The organism is Methanoregula sp., assembly GCF_049510175.1.
In the GTDB taxonomy this organism is placed as follows: Archaea; Halobacteriota; Methanomicrobia; order Methanomicrobiales; family Methanospirillaceae; genus Methanoregula.
Genome location: NZ_JBEKZF010000003.1, coordinates 185,191 through 202,623, shown reverse-complemented (window position 1 = coordinate 202,623; position 17,433 = coordinate 185,191). Strand labels below are relative to the sequence as shown.

16 protein-coding genes are annotated in these 17,433 nt (G+C 56.6%); 6 read left to right on the top strand and 10 right to left on the bottom strand.

From position 1 onward, the window contains the following. The first annotated feature begins 77 nt into the window (after window positions 1-77). A complete protein-coding gene (locus tag ABSG49_RS06650; protein ID WP_424025337.1) occupies window positions 78-254 on the top strand; it encodes a hypothetical protein in 177 nt (58 codons plus the stop codon). A gap of 32 nt (window positions 255-286) precedes the next feature. Here ABSG49_RS06650 and ABSG49_RS06645 read toward each other — a convergent pair whose 3' ends face one another. From ABSG49_RS06645 to ABSG49_RS06625, 5 genes are all read right to left on the bottom strand, one after another. Continuing rightward, entirely contained in the window at window positions 287-808 is a 522-nt protein-coding gene (locus ABSG49_RS06645) for a hypothetical protein (protein ID WP_424025336.1), read from the bottom strand. Between the two features lie 111 nt (window positions 809-919). Next, window positions 920-1,816 (bottom strand): A/G-specific adenine glycosylase, encoded by an 897-nt coding sequence (locus tag ABSG49_RS06640; protein ID WP_424025335.1) that lies wholly within the window; start codon window positions 1,814-1,816, stop codon window positions 920-922. Window positions 1,817-2,197: 381 nt separating this feature from the next. Continuing rightward, the gene (gene mutL / locus ABSG49_RS06635) at window positions 2,198-3,994 is read right to left on the bottom strand and encodes a DNA mismatch repair endonuclease MutL (RefSeq protein ID WP_424025334.1); all 1,797 of its coding nucleotides are present in this window, start codon (window positions 3,992-3,994) and stop codon (window positions 2,198-2,200) included. Further along, window positions 3,991-6,672: a DNA mismatch repair protein MutS gene (gene mutS / locus ABSG49_RS06630; RefSeq protein ID WP_424025333.1), complete on the bottom strand. Its 2,682-nt coding sequence runs from the start codon at window positions 6,670-6,672 to the stop codon at window positions 3,991-3,993. Before mutS ends, mutL begins: the two co-directional genes overlap by 4 nt. A gap of 60 nt (window positions 6,673-6,732) precedes the next feature. Next, entirely contained in the window at window positions 6,733-7,461 is a 729-nt protein-coding gene (locus ABSG49_RS06625) for a hypothetical protein (protein WP_424025332.1), read from the bottom strand. Between the two features lie 174 nt (window positions 7,462-7,635). Between ABSG49_RS06625 and ABSG49_RS06620 the strand changes: the two genes are divergently transcribed. Then, a complete protein-coding gene (locus tag ABSG49_RS06620) occupies window positions 7,636-9,759 on the top strand; it encodes a thioredoxin domain-containing protein (RefSeq protein WP_424025331.1) in 2,124 nt (707 codons plus the stop codon). Between the two features lie 8 nt (window positions 9,760-9,767). On the opposite strand, the gene ABSG49_RS06615 is transcribed toward ABSG49_RS06620, so the two are convergent. From ABSG49_RS06615 to ABSG49_RS06605, 3 genes are all read right to left on the bottom strand, one after another. Continuing rightward, window positions 9,768-10,244, bottom strand: a complete 477-nt coding sequence (locus tag ABSG49_RS06615) for a pyridoxamine 5'-phosphate oxidase family protein (protein ID WP_424025330.1) — start codon at window positions 10,242-10,244, stop codon at window positions 9,768-9,770. Between the two features lie 64 nt (window positions 10,245-10,308). Then, the gene (locus ABSG49_RS06610) at window positions 10,309-11,676 is read right to left on the bottom strand and encodes an MBL fold metallo-hydrolase (RefSeq protein ID WP_424025329.1); all 1,368 of its coding nucleotides are present in this window, start codon (window positions 11,674-11,676) and stop codon (window positions 10,309-10,311) included. A gap of 77 nt (window positions 11,677-11,753) precedes the next feature. Next, window positions 11,754-13,064, bottom strand: coding sequence for a 2'-5' RNA ligase family protein (locus ABSG49_RS06605; protein ID WP_424025328.1), 1,311 nt, complete (start codon window positions 13,062-13,064; stop codon window positions 11,754-11,756). Between the two features lie 148 nt (window positions 13,065-13,212). Between ABSG49_RS06605 and ABSG49_RS06600 the strand changes: the two genes are divergently transcribed. The 4 genes from ABSG49_RS06600 to ABSG49_RS06585 all read left to right on the top strand — a co-directional run bounded on the left by ABSG49_RS06600 (window position 13,213) and on the right by ABSG49_RS06585 (window position 15,319). After that, window positions 13,213-13,374, top strand: a complete 162-nt coding sequence (locus ABSG49_RS06600) for a hypothetical protein (protein ID WP_424025327.1) — start codon at window positions 13,213-13,215, stop codon at window positions 13,372-13,374. A gap of 88 nt (window positions 13,375-13,462) precedes the next feature. Next, entirely contained in the window at window positions 13,463-13,786 is a 324-nt protein-coding gene (locus tag ABSG49_RS06595) for a hypothetical protein (RefSeq protein WP_424025326.1), read from the top strand. 143 nt (window positions 13,787-13,929) lie between these two features. Continuing rightward, window positions 13,930-14,637 carry an HAD family hydrolase gene (locus tag ABSG49_RS06590; protein ID WP_424025325.1) on the top strand — a complete coding sequence of 236 codons (708 nt, stop codon included), beginning with the start codon at window positions 13,930-13,932 and terminating at the stop codon, window positions 14,635-14,637. A gap of 139 nt (window positions 14,638-14,776) precedes the next feature. Continuing rightward, window positions 14,777-15,319 (top strand): pyruvoyl-dependent arginine decarboxylase, encoded by a 543-nt coding sequence (locus ABSG49_RS06585; RefSeq protein ID WP_424025324.1) that lies wholly within the window; start codon window positions 14,777-14,779, stop codon window positions 15,317-15,319. A gap of 294 nt (window positions 15,320-15,613) precedes the next feature. Here ABSG49_RS06585 and ABSG49_RS06580 read toward each other — a convergent pair whose 3' ends face one another. Further along, the gene (locus tag ABSG49_RS06580) at window positions 15,614-16,369 is read right to left on the bottom strand and encodes an ATP-binding protein (protein ID WP_424025323.1); all 756 of its coding nucleotides are present in this window, start codon (window positions 16,367-16,369) and stop codon (window positions 15,614-15,616) included. A 14-nt stretch (window positions 16,370-16,383) separates the two neighbouring features. Further along, entirely contained in the window at window positions 16,384-17,430 is a 1,047-nt protein-coding gene (locus ABSG49_RS06575; protein WP_424025322.1) for a uroporphyrinogen decarboxylase/cobalamine-independent methonine synthase family protein, read from the bottom strand. Window positions 17,431-17,433: the final 3 nt, after the last annotated feature.

Here is a 17,433-nt window from a genome sequence, read left to right as displayed (position 1 = left end):
TTTACCGGCAACCGGGTAAACGACAACAAAGCTTTTTTCCGTGCGGTCTAAATTACTGCTGGGAAGGTAGTATTTTCATGGATAAGGCAACAAAAACACAGTTCAGCATAGGGTTATTTGTCCTCGGTTTTGCCATGATCGCAGTCCAGGACTTAAAGAGGCTCGATACCATCAACCTCGGGTTTACCTGGCCGTTCGCTATCATGTTCTATCTCGGACTCATCTTCATGGCGGTCGGGTATTACCTGAAGTAGCACCGGAACCAAACCCTGCCGGAAGAGATTCATCACTTCTTTTTAGTATCAGTAACCAGCTCGCCTGCTTTCTCGATCTTGATCTCGCACTGGCGGTCGCCCGTGCACATCGTCCTGACAAAACGGGCGGAATATTTGTTATTAAGGAGCGGAACTGCCGTCAGGGTAAATGCCATGCATCGCCGGAAGACCGGGTTTCCTGCGCTGCCGGAAGTGGCTGCCTGCTCTATGAGCGGGCACTGTTTTACGAGAATCACCGACTTGTCCGGAGAAACTTTGAGGGCTTCTTTCCTGAACCCGGGACCGAACAGGATCACCATGACGATCCGCATCGTTTCTGCAAGATCCTGTGCAGTTTCCGTCGGCAGGGAAAGATCCCGTGCGATGGCAAACGCTGTGCGCGAGAGTTCCATCCAGACCTCCTGTTCGATTTCGTCATACCGTTCGCCTATGACAGGGCGGAATGCAGCATCATACAGAAAGGGCAGATATGCTGCGAAGTCCGCAGCAAACCGCCACCGGGTCTCTCCAGGAATATCCCTGATGTCCGTCATAGACGTGACTCCTTGTCCTGATCGTTGTATGGCAAACCCCACTTATCAAATGTTGGATGGTCACACCAGGACGGCCAGACCCATATCGCTGATTGCCCCCCATGGTCCACATCAGGAAACCAGCATAATCTTCTTTCCGGCCTTCCGGATAAATCCCTCTTCCTCAAGCCCGGCAAGGATCTTCAGGACACGGTCCCTGTCTTTCCCCAGTTCCCTGATGATTGCCGCAGAGGCCATCTCTCCCCGGGAAACGAGCAGTTTCAGTACCTGCCCGCGGAGCCTGCGATCCGAGCCTTCGAATGCGGACTGCTTTGTATAGTGCACGCTCCTCCGGTTCGGGTTGGGGACGCTCTTTTTCAACGAGGCGCCCAGATCCATGAGCGCCCAGTACCAGACCCGCGGGTTCTTCCGGTACAGCGCCTGATCAACGAGCGGGAGGATCTCGTCGTCCCTGACGGGATCCTTATTCCTGAAGAAATAATGGATGAAGACCCTGCGGATATTCGTCTCGATAAAGGCCACCGGAAGGTTGAAGGCAAAAGCGGCGATCGATGAGGCGGTGGCATAGCCGATGCCCGGGAATGTTGCGAGGGTGTCCACGTCCCGGGGAAGGATGCCCCCGTATTCACCGGTGACCCGGATGGCACATTTCTGCAGCGCGATCGCCCGGCGATTGTATCCCATCCCCTGCCAGACCCGGAGGATATTCGCAAGTGGTGCGCCGGCAAGGGCGGTGAAATCCGGGAAGGCGGCGATGAACTCCGGGTATTTCAGGGTAACCCGTTCTACCTGTGTCTGCTGGAGCATGATCTCCGAGACGAGGATGTGGTACGGGTCGGTGGTATGGCGCCAGGGCATGTCATGCCGGCCGGATCGTTCATAATATGAGAGTACCGTCCGCTGGAACTCAGAAATACTTGGCCGGACCATCTCTGCCGGGACATACTGTTCAGCAGACAGGATGAGCGTTTCCTGTACGGTATCTTGCTTTTTCTTATAGCCGGGCATTTTTCGTACTCACAGGTAATATGCCAAATAGTATAACTCTGAAGCTAAAGGCAACAGCGGTTCTGCGTCAATAACAAATATCAGTGACTTATGATTCAGAATGTGATGAGGGGTCTGGTACCATTGACATAACGATGAACGCCGCCGCCCCCGATGGGGCGCCCCGCGGCGGATCAGTGACTAATGACAAATTTAAAGACACTTCCTTGCCCCGCCGTGCCTCGAAGAGGCCCTGAGGCGGGGAAGCATCGCATCATCATCCCAGAACGTAGCGACGTGTGGAAGTTTATAACGGTCCTTCAGGACCGTTTAAACATCCGGAGGAGTTTATAGCGAACCATCAGGACCATTTAAACATCCGAAGGAGTTTATAAAGATCCGTCAGGATCTTTTAAACATACTGTCGAGGTCCGCTTTCGAGAACCGGATCATGGTCGGGCGGCCATGGGGGCAGGTGAAGGGGTTTTTCGTGAACCGGAGCTGGTCGGCCACACGCTGGCACTGCTCCTGTGTGCAGACCGTCCCGGCCTTGATCGCTCCACGGCACGCAACGATGCGGGTGATCCGCTCCCGGTTGTCGACCCGCTGGCCCCGTTCAGTGCTTGTCAGGTCGCTGATGATATCCTCGAGGAGCGAAGTGTCTTCGAGTTTCCCGAGGACCACCGGGATGGCACGGACAACGAACGTATCCCTGCCGAACTCCTCGATGTGAAAACCTTCATCTGCAAGCGCCGACAGGAGTTCCGACAGGATCGCGCTCTCGCGGGGTGTCCGGTGGAGGATTACGGGGGCGATCAGTTCCTGGACGCGCTTCTCACGCTCATCTTTCCGTCCCGCAAGTTCGTAGAGGATCCGCTCATGTGCGGCATGCTGGTCGATGACCATGAGTTCCCCGGTCTCCGTTGTCGCAAGGATATAGATCCCACCGAACTCCCCGATGACCCGGAGGGGAGGGATGGAACTTGCCGGAAGAGGTTCCGGTGCCAGCGCAGTCCGACGGAGCTGGCGGTCGGTGCCGACTGTGCCCATATGCGTGGGTTCGCTGACAACCCCGGGCGGGACTGCATCATGCAGGTAGGGTCGGGAGTGTCCCGGTCCAAAGGAGGTATCGACAGTGATGGCATGCGCTGGCCCCGGTGGCCGTATGTCGGGTATGAGATCGTGACCGGCAAGAGCCCGGTGCACGGCGTCGCTGACGGCCCGGGCGATCTCCGGTTCCCGGGAGAGCCGGACCAGTTTCTTGGTCGGGTGGACATTGACATCCACAAGCCCCGGATCGATATCGAGCGAGAGGAACGCCACCGGAAACCGGTCCTTCGGGAGCAGGGTACCGTATCCTTCCTTGATTGCGTTGGTGATCGCGGGAGAGGAGACATACCTCTGGTTGATCGCGATAAAGATCCGGGCATGGTCCTTGCGGGAGAGCGAGGGACGGGAGATGTGGCCCGCGATCCTCACGAGAGGGCTCTGTACTGATACCGGCACCAGGTCCCGTATCAGCCCGGCGCCATAGATCCGGGCAATGGTATCGAGCTGGGAGGTGCCCCTCTCAGTAACCAGTTGTTCCGTTCCGTTGTACGTGAGCCGGAACGCAATATGGGGGTGAGCGAGGAAGACACCTTCAAGCATATCGTGGACATGGGCGAGTTCGGTCTGCCTGCTTCTCTGGAATTTCTTCCGCGCCGGGGTGTTATAGAAGATATCCTCGACAAGCACGCTCGTCCCGCCGGGAGCACCGACAGGTACATTCTCCACGACTTCGCCACCCATGATGACGATCTTTGTTCCGGGCGCAAGGTCATCGTCCCGGGGCCGGGTGATGAGCGTGACACGGGAGACAGCCGCGATGCTAGCCAGTGCCTCGCCGCGGAAACCAAGGGTGCTGATCGTGTCCAGATCGGTGATACCGGCGATCTTGCTGGTCGCATGGGGAGTGAAGGCGAGGAGTGCATTCCCGGCGGACATGCCGGTACCGTCATCGGTGATCCGGATGGATGGTATATCAGTTCCGGACGAAAGGATCTCGATCCTGATCGTCCGTGCACCGGCATCGATCGCGTTCTCAACGAGCTCCTTGACGACCGAGGCCGGCCGCTCCACCACTTCGCCGGCCGCGATCTGGTTGACCGTTGCCTGATCGAGGAGATGAATGTCCGGGGGGGTGCTTCCGCGTTTCATCTGTTCCCCCCCCCGTTGTCCTCAAGCTTCCGCTTCAGTTCGGTAATCTTCGAGAGCGCCTGGAGGGGTGTCATCTCGTCCGGGTTCATGCTCCCCAGTTCTTCCAGCACCGGGTGGACCGTGCCGGCAGGAGCATCGACCCGTTCGTCCATGAGGAGGATCTGGGTATAGCGCTGGGGGCGGGTGCTGCCCGCGACCCGCCCGTTCATGTTCTCGTCGAGGAGGGCCTCGGCACGCTCGGTCACTCTCTTCGGGATGCCGGCTAGCCGTGCGACGTGGATACCATAACTCTTGTCCGTTGCGCCGGGTATGATCTTACGGAGAAAGATCACTTCGTCTTTTGTTTCTTTCACCGCAAAGTGGTAGTTTTTTACCCGTTTGAGGTGCTCTTCCATGGTGATGAGTTCGTGGAAATGGGTGGCAAAGAGTGTTTTTGGGCCGGCCCCGGATTTCCCGTGCAGGTATTCGAGCACGGAGCGGGCGATCGACGACCCGTCCGCAGTGCTTGTCCCCCGGCCGATCTCATCGAGGATGACCAAGCTCTTCGGGGTGACGTTGTTAAGGATATTTGCGAGCTCCAGCATCTCGACAAAGAAGGTACTCTGCCCGCTTGCCAGGTCATCGAATGCGCCGACCCGCGTGAAGATCCGGTCGAGAATGCCGACACGCGCGTGCCGGGCCGGGACAAAGCTGCCTGCCTGCGCCATAATGCAGATGAGCGCGGCGGCCCGCATGTAGGTGGACTTCCCGGCCATGTTCGCGCCCGTGATGATCATGATCTGGGTGCCGCTGCCAGAGAGTTCCGTATCGTTCGGGACAAACCCTCCCGCAACTCCCTGTTCGACCACCGGGTGCCGCCCGTCACGGATGACGATCGCATCGCTGTCATCCATCTGCGGGCGGACGTAATGCCGGACCTGTGCCACCTCCGCGAGGGTAGAGGCAACATCGAGCGCGGCAATCCCGTTTGCTATGGACTGGAATGCATGAGTACTCTCGCGCAGGGTTTCGAGGAGTTTGGTGTACATTTCCCGTTCGAGCGCGAGCACGCGTTCATCGGCATTCGTGATGAGGGCCTCTTTCTCCCGCAGCTCGGGGATCGTGTACCGTTCCCCGGTTGCTGTTGTCTGCTTGCGCTCGTACCGGGCCGGGACGAGCGGGACATTGGGCTTTGTGACCTCGATGTAATACCCGAAGATGCGGTTGTACCCGATCCTGAGCGATTTGATGCCGGTTGCTTCCCGTTCCTGTGCCTGGAGCTCGGCAATCCAGTCCTTTCCCGAGTGCAGGACGCCGCTGATTGCATCGAGTTCCGGGTTATAACCGGCGCGGATGACCCCGCCGTTCCGTGCTATGGCAGGAGGATCATCGGTGATTGCCCTCCGGATGAGATCGATGACTTCGGGCAGATCCCTTATCCCGGTCAGGGCGTCCGACACCAGGTCTGGCAGGGCACAGTGGGTTTCTGTAAGGCACTGCTTCAGCCCCGGGAGGGCAGAAAGGGTTTCCGCCAGCGCGACCAGATCGCGGGGACCGGCGTTCCCGTACGCGATCCGGGCAGCGATCCGTTCGATGTCACCACACGACCTGAGCTGGTCTCTCAGGGAGAGTCGTGCAGCGGTCTTCCCTGCAAGGAATTCCACCGCATCCAGCCGGCGATTGATCGCCGCGATGTCGTTCAGGGGTCGCGTGAGGTGGCGGTTTAAGAGCCGGCTGCCCATCGGGGTCCGCGTCAGGTCGAGCGAGGAGAAGAGGGTCGCCCCTTTGGTCCCGGCGCGGATGCTCTCCCGGACTTCAAGGTTGCGCAGGGTGACGGCATCCAGCTGCATGGACTGGGTGGAACTGCGCATCGAGAGGGAACTGATGTGGGGGAGTGCCGCATGCTGCGTCTCCTGGGCATAGGCAAGCGCAGCGCCGGCAGCACTGACCGCGCAGGAACCGTCGTCAAACCCGAACCCGGCAAGCGATGCCACATGGAAATGCCCGCAGAGGAGTTGCCGTGCACGGCCTTCATTGAATACTTCATCCCGGCAGGTTGTTACAACAACACCGGAGTCACGGATGCGCTGCCGGACCGGCTCCGGAACAGATGCAGGGACCATGCATTCGGCAGGACGGTACCGCGCAATCTCCGATCGCAATTCTTCAAGCGCGGGATCGTGTGCAATGACAGCGGCAAAGAATTCTCCCGTGGAGATGTCGAGGAGTGCAATACCCCATTCCTGCTGCTTTGCATCCGGGGAGACAGCCATCAGGTACGTGGCCGCAACCGAGGGGACGAGCGTGGAATCGATGACCGTTCCGGGGGTGATGACCCGCACGATCTCGCGTTTCACGATCCCCTTGCTGTTCTTTGCATCCCCGATCTGATCGCAGACTGCCACTTTGTAGCCTTTGCCGATCAGTTTTGCGATGTACCCGTCAGCCGCGTGATAGGGGACGCCCGCGAGAGGGATCCGGTTGTCCCCGCTCCGGGACCGGGAGGTCAGGACGATCTCCAGTTCCCGGGATACCAGTTCTGCATCCGCATCGAAGGTCTCGTAAAAATCGCCGATGCGGAAGAAGAGGATCGTATCCGGGTGCTGCTCCTTCATCTCCCGGTACTGCCGCATGACCGGCGTTGAGCGGGGGCTGTTGTCGTCTTCTGTCCTGCCATCAGGTCCGGCTTCACGCACCATGAGTGCAGATAGGTATCCCTCCGGATCCATTAATACCGATCTGATCGATCCTGAGGATACCTACGGCCGGTGGGTATATACATACCATGCCAGGGAGGGAATCGATACCACCAGCGCAATCAGGCCGAATGTGAGGCCCAGTGCAAAACCCATCCCAAGGACATTGGTTATTTCCCAGAGAATGCTCACGGCCCAGGGTATCGCGCTTATGAAGATAAGCAGCCCGCAGAGCACGATCAGGACAATGCCGATCGCCGCATTCCTGACATCCTGTGCGCTGGGGGCAACCGAGAGGACGAGGCTGAGCGTGAGGTAGAGATAGAGCAGGAACCAGGGATGGAAGTCTGCAAAGAGGTTCTGCGTGAACAGCTCGAGGATACTGGTGGCAAGGCTGTGCAGGGCTCCTGTCGAATCGATGGATACCGGGAAGGCCGGGAAGGTGCAGCCAAGGAACCGGGAGAAGCACCACATCAACCCGGTGAGGACGAGCGGTATGCAGAACAGTGGTGCCGAACTGATAATGACATCGCCGAGCACCGGGATCTTCGGACGCGTGTACGTGACCGAACCGCCATCTTTGGAGAAGAATACCATGTTCGTTATTGCCGCACCGGTGAGGAGGCAGCCGAGGATATGCGAGCATTCGTGGACGATCACGCCGGGCGCCCGTATCGCGTAATAGAAGATCCGCAGGGGCAATACCTGCGCCCAGAGATGATCCAGCATCGTGGAGATGAGCATCATGACGATGCCGGTCGCAATGACGATGAGAAAGGAAAGCGTCTCCATACCGATCAGGACTTACCCAGGATCATTTAGGCACGGGGCACATAAGCACAGCGACAGGAGATCCAGGATGCCACGTCCATCACGCTACATCCCACCCGTCCCGGTTCGTTATTGCCGGGGCCTGCTGCTGGTACGTGTGAAAGACTGATATGGTCCCACGCCTCATGTGCGGGTATGGAACGGGATCTTCCGGCCGAAACAGGAAACGGTCACACGGTGACCCGTTTTTCCAACCGGCTGATCCACGAGAAGAGCCCCTACCTGCTCCAGCACGCTGCAAACCCGGTCGACTGGTACCCGTGGGGAGAAGAGGCCTTTGACCGTGCAGCGCGTGAAGATAAGCCGGTGTTTCTCTCCATTGGATATGCGACCTGCCACTGGTGTCACGTGATGGCGCACGAGTCGTTTGAGGACCCCGACGTGGCAGACCTGCTGAACCGGGATTTCATCTCCATCAAGGTGGACCGCGAGGAACGCCCCGACATCGACAGCATCTACATGAGCGTCTGCCAGATGGTCACCGGACAGGGTGGCTGGCCACTCACCATAATCATGACTCCGGATAAAAAACCGTTCTTTGCCGCTACATACCTCCCGAAAGAACGCCGCTTCTCCATCTCTGGCCTCCTCGAGATCCTGCCCCGGATTGTACAGGCATGGCACCACCAGCGGCCCGAGCTCCTCCGGTCTTCAGAAAAGATCATCAGTGTGCTTCAGGGCCGACGACCGGACTCTCCCGGTCAGGTGCCGGATGCCACGCTTCTCGATGACGGGTACGAGGAACTGGTCCTGCGATTCGATCCCGAGTACGGGGGGTTCGGAGATGCCCCTAAATTCCCGACGCCTCATGTCCTGCTCTTCCTTCTCCGGTACTGGAAACGGACCGGGAAGAAACGGGCCCTTGAGATGGCCGTAAAAACACTGGATGCGTTGCGGGACGGCGGGATCTGCGATCAGCTCGGCGGGGGATTTCACCGGTACTCCACCGACGCACAATGGCGCGTGCCGCATTTCGAGAAGATGCTGTACGACCAGGCACTCCTCCTGATGGCGTATACCGAAGCGTTCCACGCAACGGGGTATGACCGGTACCGTCATACTGCAGAGGAGATCATTGCCTATGTCCTCCGCGATCTCCCATCACCTGAAGGTGCGTTCATTTCGGCGGAGGATGCGGATAGTCCCGGCGGGGAAGGTGCGTTTTATCTCTGGACGTATGCGGAACTGGAAGCGGTGCTCGGACCGGAAGATAGTACACTCGCCGCTCGACTCTTCAGTGTAGCGCCTTCCGGGAATTGGTCGGGCTTTGGCCACGGTGACCGCACAAACATCCTTTACCGGTCAGTGCCGCAGAGCAATCTCGCCACTTCTCTGGGTATGGTCGAGCCAGAGCTCAGTGCCCGACTGGATTCTCTACGCTCCCGGCTGTTTGCTGCACGGGAGAAACGGCCGCGCCCTTCCCGCGATGACAAGGTGCTGGCTGACGGGAACGGGCTTTTTATCGCGGCGCTGGCGAAGGCGGCACGTGTACTGGGGAATGCGCAGTACCTTTCTGCAGCTGAGAGGGCAATGACCTTCCTGCTCAGGGATATGCGCACGGGGGGAGGTAGTCTCCTGCACCGGTACCGTGACGGTGAAGCAGCAATCCCGGCCTTTGCCGATGATTATGCCTTTGTCATCCTTGGACTCATAGAATTGTACGAGACCACGTTTGATACGCATTACCTGTCGGATGCACTCGCCCTCAACATGCTCTTCCAGGCGCATTTCCTCGATCCGCAACAGGGGGGATATTTTTCCGTATCCGATAAAGCCGAGGTGCTTTTTGCCCGGAAGAAAGAGATTTATGACGGGGCCATCCCGTCGGCAAATTCGGTGTCCTGCGAAAACCTCATCCGACTCTTCCGGCTGACCGGAGACCCGGCACATGAGGAACATGCCCATTCCCTCGCACGCCATTTCGGGAGCCGGGTAACGGATAATCCCGCAGCCTATGGGTGGTTCCTTTGTGCTATCGATTGGGCATCATGGTATTCACAGGAGATCGTTATTGCCGGGGATACCGGTGCACCAGATACGGAACGCATGATCGCTGCCGTGCGTTCACGGTATCTCCCCAACTGCACGGTCCTTTTCCGCTCCACTTCAGCACCGGCAACGGCTCTTCCCACTCTTGCGCCATTCACAAAAGATCTGGTCAGGAAGGAAGGGAAAGCAACCGTTTATGTCTGCTCCGCGCATACGTGTTCCATCCCCATCACCGATGCAGATGCACTTGAAGAAGTTTTCAGCCGTTAAAAAAGTGATCAGAGGTTCTTCAGCGACACGATGTCTTTGACCCCGACAAGTTTCCAGACAATGGAACGATCCTCCTCAGCAATGGCTACCGGTGGATCGAAGGGGGAATGGCCGAGGGCGGCAAGGATGTTGCAGGAAAGGTTGCGCTCAACAATCAGGTCGACAAATTTGTCCCGAATGATCTTCTTCTCAATCGAGTCATGCACCTCTTCCAGGTATCCCTGGAGCGTGACGAACGTGTAGGATGAGAGGTCCTTGGTGAACTTCTCGATCTCAACAGACGCATAGGGGCTTTTCCGGAAATATTCGATCTTCTTGCCATATTTTGTCGAGAGGAAATAGAGGAACGAACCGTCGAAGACATACAGGAACGGGGCAATATAGGGATATTTTTCCCCCTGGAACGCGATCCGGCAGATATACCCTTTCTCGATCAGTTTGTCATATTCAACTTTGTCCACCCGCGGGATCTTTATGATATCCATAGACTCTCAAACGTGATTCCCAACAGGAGTAGATAAATCTTTTCAATTGGCGCTTATACAAAAATTATCGCTCGGTTTTGAACCCTGCCTGTTTCCACGCGGTCATCCCGCCAATGACATTCGTGATAGTGCGGTAGTTGTTGCGGGCAAGGATGCTTGCGGCCAGGCTTCCTTTGAACCCGGCATCGCAATAGACCACAACAGGCTCGTTCTTCGGGATTTCCGAAAGGTGTTGTGGGAGTTCCCCGACATAGACATGGTGCGCACCACGGATGTGGCCGACAGCGCGCCAGTTTTTGATATCCCGGACATCCAGCAGGAACGGGGATTCTTTTTCAAGACGTTCCTTCAACTGCCAGACAGAGCAGGTCTGGATGGCTGCAATCTCCTGCGCCGCTTTTGTCCATGCGGGAAAGCCCCCGGCAAGGACACCGGCAAGGTTGTCATACCCGAGCCGGATAAAATGCCGGGCAATCTGGTCGAGGTCAAGGTTGAAATCGTCAACAAGAATGACCGGTTTCTCATAGTCGAGGACCCAGCCCATGAACGAGGCAAGTCCCTCGCGCCAGATGGAGAGGCTTTCCGGGATGTGGCTGGCGCCGAAACTGGTCGGGGAGCGGATATCAACGATCTGGCATCCGGCTCTCCGGTACTCGTTTACTTCGGCAATCCTGAGGTCCTTCGGGAACGGATTACGGACAAGGAGAGGCGCCCCGTCTTTGTTGTACCTCTCCATCTGCCGGAAATAGGGGGGGAGATACGGAGATTCGGTGACCCGCTGTGCAATAAATGCATCGCGGCCCATCCTGATCAGGGGATTTGTCTGCCGTTCATACCCGATAGTCGTGAACGGGTGGTCTGCGATAGTGCCGCCGCAGATTGATCCTGCGCCATGGGCCGGGCAGACGATAACCCCGTCGCCGAGCGGGAGGATCTTTCCCGTGATGGAATCGAATATTTTACCGGCCATTTCGGCCTTTCGCTCCTGGCCGAAAAAGTCCGTGCGTGCAATATCGCCGGCAAAGAGCGTATCGCCGCAGAAGATCATATAAGGCTCGTCTGCAACCTCCCGATCCCTCACTACAAGCGTGATACTCTCCTCCGTGTGGCCGGGAGTTTCAAGCACTTCGATTCCCAGCGAGCCAAGGGTAAACTGGTCTTTGTCCTTGACAGGTTTCCCGTACAGGAACGGCATATGTGCCCCATGCCAGATCTCTGCGCCGCACTGGTTCGAGAGTTCACGAGAGCCGATCACATAATCCTCATTCCGGTGCGTTTCGAAGATGTCTCTGATGACGAGATGGTTCCGGCGCGCAATGTCGAGGTAGACCCTGCAGTCACGGCGGGGGTCGATGACTGCCCCCTCGTCACCCGATCCAATAAGGTACGAGTTATGGGCAAGGCCCTCTGCCACTATCCGTTCAAACAGCATCGGATGTTCACCTTTACGGTGGATGTATCCGGCATATCGTAAATACGTTGTGAAGGAGGACCCTGGATGGTCTGCGCTCATTCCGTATAGGGATAATTGAGGAGGATCGGTTGGGTGTTTCCGGTAGTCATGCGGTACTGGATAAGGGACCAGGTATCCGCGAGACTGACCGGTGCATACCCCGCCACTTCCGTACTGACGTTGATCCGGCGGTGTTCAAAATCGATGAACGGGTAATGGCGGAGATCGTTGTTATGGTGGTGGCCGTGTACCACCCAGCCGTCAAACGTGGCAGGGGCCATCGCAGGATCATGAATGAGAAGGAATTGCATTCCCATATATTCAATAAGGGCTGAAGAAAGGGTCGCCGGGTCAGGTGCATCGTGATTCCCGGCAATGAAGGTGATAGTTCCTTTAAGTTGTTTCCGGTATTCTTTCGCAGGAGGAACATTTTTGCCATAGCAAAGGTCCCCGAGATGGTAGATCCGTGTAGCGGGAGAGACGACGGTATTCCAGTTGGCGATCAGAACCCGGTCCATCTCGCCGGGATCGGAAACGCTGAACGGGCGTGAACAGTAGCGGATGATATTTGCATGGCCGAGATGGAGATCGGCAATAAGGAGGATGTCGCCGGCACCGTGCGGGCATGGTTCCTTACGCTCAAATCCAGCATGTTTCCGGAACCGTGCAAGAGTCTCCTGCCACGATCTGCCGTCATGCCGGTGATCTTCATAAACCCAGCGTTTTTCAAGGAGATCATACTCGGCAAGGATCTGTTCCCCGTGCATGACCGTGATCCTCAGCCCGTCCTCGTCAAGAAGGATGGGACGGATGAGATGGTCCTTTTCGGGAAAAAGGCATGTGCGGATAGGGTAGAGGATACGGGCGAGGACTCCCCGTCGCTGCGCTGGCGGATTGTCCGTGCTGTCAGGTCCCGGCAGAGCCGAGAATATCGCAGACGCCTTCGTGAGATCGAGGCGATTGGCGACCGTTATGTGAAACCATTTCTGTTCCGGCCGGGCATCCCATGCATTGTGGCTCCGGGTGATGGGCAGTAATGCCTCGGCGATCTCTGCAGCCAGCTTTTTCAGGCTGCCGGAAGGCCGGACGGAAAAGGCGATGACACCGCCATGCATGCCTTCACGTTTCTCAAAACGGTCAAGAGTGAACGGGACGGGATCATACTGTACCGCTATGGCTGCGATCGCATCGAGGACCTGCTGGTGGCTGATACCATCCTTCAGCTCCATCGGCCCGTAGAGCGTGACGTGCGGGTGCCGTTCCATATACGGTTCAATGCCGAACGTCAGGGCAATGGCGAAGATGGTCTGTTTAACCCTCCATTTGGTCCTGCCGAGCCGGATCTCGATAAGGTACACGTCATCCATAAGGAGTGATCCACACAATTACTTTTTTATTGGCGGTCTTCAGGGTTATATTTTAATCCGGTTGGTTTTGGGAAAAATGCACGGGAAAACGGAAGAAACAAGCGGGTTACCTTATTTTTTCCCGGTGCCATACCTGAGATCATCTCCCATGACCACCGAGACGACCTTATGGTTCATGGAAAAGAACACAATCCCCGGAATGATGAAAGACCCGGAGAACTTTGATACATCGCTTGTCCCATCCAAGGGACCGGACTGCCCGGAGTATGATGGCGGCTGGTGCATTCACCTTTCCCAAGGAGGATTGTAGAGGGGAAGTAACGTACAGCAACCATGATAGGAGGATCCGCTATTTATCATCGCATGAATCAACAATCATTCATCACAGGGAGATTGAAATGAGCGTTTTCCATTATGCAGACAAACACTCCGCTCCGACAATGGAACAGCGCGAGCGGTATATGATAGGGGAGATCGAAGAGCGACACTTCGGTCCCGGAGGTCAGATCGTGCTCATCGAATATCCCGAGGCCGCGTACCTCAAAGATGATAGTGATAATATCCGCATCCTCTTCACCGGGTACAAGGACAAACAGAAGGCCTATGAAGAGGTGAAACGACTGGCAGATCATTATGAGCATAAAGCACCCAACAAAATGCTCTTCATGGAGAGGCGAGAGGCTGACGATAGTGTAACGCCATCTGATCGCAAATCCCGATGATTACCCTATTCCTGTTGGCGGACCTCATGCCCGATGGGTGAATATATCCCCATGGCGAAAGGAGGGTCATGTTGGTCGAGGGTATGCGATTGCTCATTACCTCAAACGATCACATTTTAGCGAACCGGGAATGATAGTACTCTGTGACTCAAGATTCGGGGGTGGGGAGAATTTGTCAAAAACCTGTCTCTGCATTATTATTTGATATGGACAACACCCTCTTCGATCTCGTCGGTGCACAGATCGCGTCCTGCCAGGAGATCGTGCGGTTTCTCGGGTATAAAGATGGTGAGGAATTGTTCTCGTATTTCCTCAAGCCCGTGCACGGATTCGAGTCGCACGAAAATATCCGGCAGTACATGGAAGAGCGCAGCATCCCGATCGATGGCATGTATGAAAAAGCCTGCAGGATCTATGAAACGGAAAAACTCCGGCACATCTCGCCCTATCCCGGCGTTGCAGAGACCCTGAAATACCTGCATGACCGGGGATATCCGATGTGTATTGTCACTGACGCACATTCCCGGGATGCCACCCTGCGCCTTGAAAAGATCGGTCTTTTGCCCTTCTTCTCCGGCATGGTCGCATACGATATGGTGAATGTAAAGAAACCGGCTCCGGAACCATTCCTTGCAGCTCTTGAGATGATGCGGGCTCCTGCGGGTGATGCACTCCTCATTGGCGATAGCATCCGGCGTGACATCGAACCCTGCGCCCGGCTGGGCATCCGGACCGTGTATGCCCGGTATGGCGACCGGTTCGCTGCCGGCCATCAGGATTCCGGTGCGGATTTTATCATTGACGGAATGGACGAGCTTCCGGAAATTCTCGATAAGTTCAACAAGATCTGAATATTTTTATCCTTTTCCGGGTAAAAACCGACAATGTTAATGGGCGCGATCGAAAAACCTGTTGAGAAAAAGACGAGAATCCTTGTTTTTTGTCCCATAATGACAAAAAATTAAAAACGAGTCGGGTATAATAAGAGTTATGTACGTTCCGACAGAGATCTTTTTCACCAAGGGCGTTGGTGTCCATAAAGATCGTCTTGCCTCTTTTGAGCTTGCATTGCGGAAGGCTGGTATCGAGAAATGCAACCTCGTTTATGTCTCGAGCATCTTCCCCCCGAAATGCAAACAGATCACCCGTTCTGCGGGGCTCCGGAAACTCGAACCCGGCGCGATAACCTTCTGTGTCATGGCACGGAATGACACCAACGAGCCGAACCGACTCGTCTCATCGGCAATCGGGCTTGCCCTCCCGAGCGATTCGGAAGAGTACGGGTACCTGTCGGAACACCACGCGTACGGGGAGACCGAGAAGAAGACTGGTGAATATGCCGAGGATCTCGCGGCGACCATGCTCGCAACGACGCTCGGTATCGAATTCGATGTCAATGCAGCCTGGTCAGAACGTGAACAGACCTACAAGGCGAGCGGCAAGATCATCAAGACCAAGAACACCTGCCAGTCTGCGGAGGGGGACAAGAATGGTCTCTGGACGACGACAATCGCAGTGGCGATGTTCATCTGATTCTCTTCCTTTTTCTAATTAGTTTTTAGAAAAATTTTTGCAACACGTTTTTTTAAGATAATTACGATGGCTCCCTGCCTCAGGGCCCCTATGAGGCACGGCTGGCCTGATTATCTGCGTTGTTGATTATTCGTAATCGATCCGCCGCGTGGAGACAATCGTCGTATCAGCGACGATTGGCTTGAGAAGAATCCGAAAGATTCTTCGATTGCATCCCGTCGGGGGCAGCGGCACCTATCGTAATTTATCAGGAATAGTAGTTTTATGCAGTATCGTGTTTAACGATCTCATCAATTATTTTCTCGCCATCGCCCGGATCTTCACCGCAAGCTCCCGGACAGCAGTCCGGGCAGGAGATCCCTCCGGGATCAGGGATACCGGTGTTGCTGCGAGATCCGCTTTCTCTACGGCAGGATCTTCAGGGATAATAGCAATCGGCGATTCATCGCCGATATCGACCGGAGCGGTACCGGTTTTGTACTGGTTGAATACCACGTGGATCTTCTCTTTTTCAAGACCGAGCTGGGTGGCAATCTGACGGATCCGGGCAACCGTCCGCAGCCCCCGGGCGCCGGGATCGCTGACAATGAGGAGCATGTCGGGTTTCCCGATCGTGCCCCTGCTGATATGCTCCATACCGGCTTCGGTATCGATGACGATGAAATGGTAGTCGCGTTCCAGCTGAAGCATGCATTCCGAGAGGAGATCGTTGGCGAAACAGTAACACCCGCTCCCCTCCGGCCGGCCCATTGCCACCAGGTCGAACCCCTCCGCTTCGATTAACGCCTGACGGAACCGGAACCGTACGTAGTCATGCCGGTTCATGCCGGGGGGGATAGTGCGGGAGAAGGCCTCTTCCCGCATACTGCCGAGAGTTTCGTGCACGGTGACGCCCAGTGCCTCGTGGAGGTTTGCGTTCGGGTCGGCATCAACGGCAAGGACCGGTGCCTCCCCGAGCCTGATAAACGACCGTATGAGAAGGGAACTGATGGTAGTCTTACCGGTCCCGCCCTTGCCGGAGACTGCAATCGTGAACGGGTGCGCTGACATAGCCTCTTTATCCCCTATGTGTGGGCGTCTGCCTCACCGGATCGGATGCGCCGGGAGATCTCCGCGGCCGCTTCCATGATTACTAGCGACCCGTCCCGGTCGGCGAACCGGATACCGCAGCTGGGTGTAACGAGCGACTGTGCATCGAAGAGTTTTTCCGGCATACGGGAGCAGAGCTGGGAGCGTATCGCGAGATACTTACTGTAGAGCGAGTCCACGGATTCCGTGGCAAAGATCCTGTATTCGGCGGGCACGATCCCCCACGCGACAACCCCACCTTTCTCCATGTAAGGGACGATGGAATCCGCATAAAGGAGGAACTCCTTTGCCGTCGCATAGGCATCCAGGGAGATGACCGATGGGGAGAGGCCGATCACAAATTCCCAGTCCGTGTTGGAACAGCAGTGGATGCCCAGACCGCCTTCGACAAGCGACGAGATATCTTCCCATCCTGCCCGGACCGTTTCGCGGTTTACCGGGACCACCGATGATCCGAGCGAGGCAAGGTAGGGCTCGTTGAGTACGACCAGCGTTTCCGTAACCCCGGTACGCTCCCGCATTGCCTGTTCGCACCAGCAGGCCTTGAGGGCAATCATCTTCGAGAGGACATCCGCGAGCTGGGCATCGTAATAGATGGGCCGCTTGTTTGCATCCACCACCTGCATCCCGAACGTCACCGGGCCGGTCACCTGGCACTTCAGGACGCTTCTTTTGGCGATCTTCCGGGACATCATCTCGACGAATGCCGATGCATATTCCCGGTGGAGGCCATAGTCGGCAAAATTCCCCTCCACGAAATCCATGTAGACTTTTTCCATCGCGGCAGTCTGGTCACGCGTGCTGTCAAAGAGGAGCCGGTCCTCCCGGATCAGGCGGCCCGGGAGCTGTTCGGAATCGTTGAAGACGATGCCTTCGAGCTGGCTACGGTCCGGGAGGGTCGGGATGTAGGGAAAGTCCGGGAAGATGGAGAGGACGTCGTCGCAGGCCTGTTTCGGGTCCGTGTGGGGCAGTGCGCCGACGCCGGTTGCGAGCGAGTGGGGTGACGGGATCATCGTTGCCATGAG